A 1,733-nucleotide genomic window follows, 5' to 3' on the forward strand; every position below is an offset into this window, starting at 1 on the left:
GTATTAAATATGCAAAAGAAAACGGCTTAAAAAGCGGTGTGCTGTTGTTTGAAGAAAACACAAATGACGTTGTTGGGCATAAGATTGAGCTTATAACGCCGAATGAGGCAAAGTTGGAGCTTTTGGAACGTGAAAAGCCCGATTTTGTGTATATGGAGAAATTTGATAAGGAGTTTATGAAAAAAACTCCAGAAGAATTTGTACAGTATCTTGTTGAAAATCTTCATATAAAGGCTGTTTGTGTCGGATATGATTACAGTTTCGGCTACAAAGCACAAGGTGACGTCAAACTTTTAAAATGGTTTGGCGAGAAATACGGATTTAAAGTGTTTGTTACGGACGTTATAAAGCTTGACGGAAAAATCGTTTCGAGTACATACATAAGGAGCATTATAAAAGCCGGTGATATGGAAAAAGCGGAACGTTTTTTGGGCAGACGTTATTGCATTGAAGGCAATGTTGTGAAAGGTTTGCAGAACGGCAGAAAAATGGGTATTCCGACTGCGAATGTTGATTATGACGTGAATATGGCACTTCCCGAAGAGGGTGTTTACGCAGGTATAACGTATGTGCGTGGAAAGCGTTTGAAATGCGTTGTTAATGTCGGAAAAAATCTGACATTCGGTGCAAGAAATTTGACAGTGGAAAGTCATATCCTTGATTTTGACGAGGATATTTACGGAGAATATATACGCGTGAGTTTTGCGAAAAAACTCAGGGGTGTTATAAAATTTGACGGTGTAGATAAACTTATTGAACAGATACATCACGATATGGAAGTTACATCAAAAATGGATTTATAAGTGTTTTTGAGAGGAGTTATTTATGTTTACAAGTGTAATTTTAGCGGCAGGAATGGGAACAAGAATGAAGTCGAAAATGCCGAAGGTACTTCATAAAGTATGCGGTAAACCACTTTCAAAGTGGGTTATTGACGCGTCTAAGGCGGCAGGTGCGGACAAGGTTTGCGCGGTTGTCGGTCATAAGGCAGAAACGGTTAAAGAGGTACTCGGCGATGTGTGCGAATTTGCATTGCAGGCTGAACAAAAGGGTACAGGTCATGCGGTTATGCAGGCTATCGACGTTATAAAAAATTCAAAGGGCGAGGTTGTTATTCTAAACGGTGACACTCCTCTTATAACTGCCGAAACAATAAACAAGGCTATTGAATATCACAAAAATAACGGCAATCAAGCAACTGTTATAACCGCAATTCTTGACGATGCGACAGGTTACGGAAGAATTGTAAGAGATAATGACGGTTCTGTTTTGAAAATCGTTGAGCAAAAGGACGCAAGTGAAGAAGAAAAGAAAATTAACGAAGTAAATTCCGGAATGTACGTTTTTGACGCACAGTCGCTTGTATATGCACTTGATAAGATTACTCCGAACAATGCACAAGGCGAATATTACCTTACAGATACTCTTGAAATACTTCTAAGTGCCGGTAAGAAAATCGGAGGTTATGCAATTTCGGACAATGACGAAATCAGAGGTATAAACGACAGAGTACAGCTTAATGAGGCTGAAAAGATTATGCAAAAGCGTATTAATGAATACCATATGAGAAACGGTGTTACAATGCGTAATCCTGAAAGCGTTTATATCGAAGACGGCGTTGAAATCGGCAATGATACGGAAATTTGTCAGAACGTCACAATAAAGAGCGGTACAAAAATCGGCTCTGACTGCGTTATCGGTTCGGGAAGTATGCTTGACAGAGCGGTTATACA

Annotated in this window: 2 protein-coding genes; both read left to right on the forward strand. The window is 39.4% G+C overall.

Annotation, left to right across the window (positions count from 1 at the left end; genetic code table 11):
* Nucleotides 1-803: bifunctional riboflavin kinase/FAD synthetase (locus ACLTU0_RS11860; RefSeq protein ID WP_412322649.1), on the forward strand; the 803-nt coding region annotated here is incomplete at its 5' end.
* A 22-nt stretch (nucleotides 804-825) separates the two neighbouring features.
* On the forward strand, nucleotides 826-1,733 hold a 908-nt coding region (locus ACLTU0_RS11865), incomplete at its 3' end, for a bifunctional N-acetylglucosamine-1-phosphate uridyltransferase/glucosamine-1-phosphate acetyltransferase (RefSeq protein ID WP_412322651.1).

Origin of the sequence: Hominilimicola sp., assembly GCF_046972485.1 — a bacterium.
In the GTDB taxonomy this organism is placed as follows: domain Bacteria; phylum Bacillota; class Clostridia; order UBA1381; family UBA1381; genus Hominilimicola; species Hominilimicola fabiformis.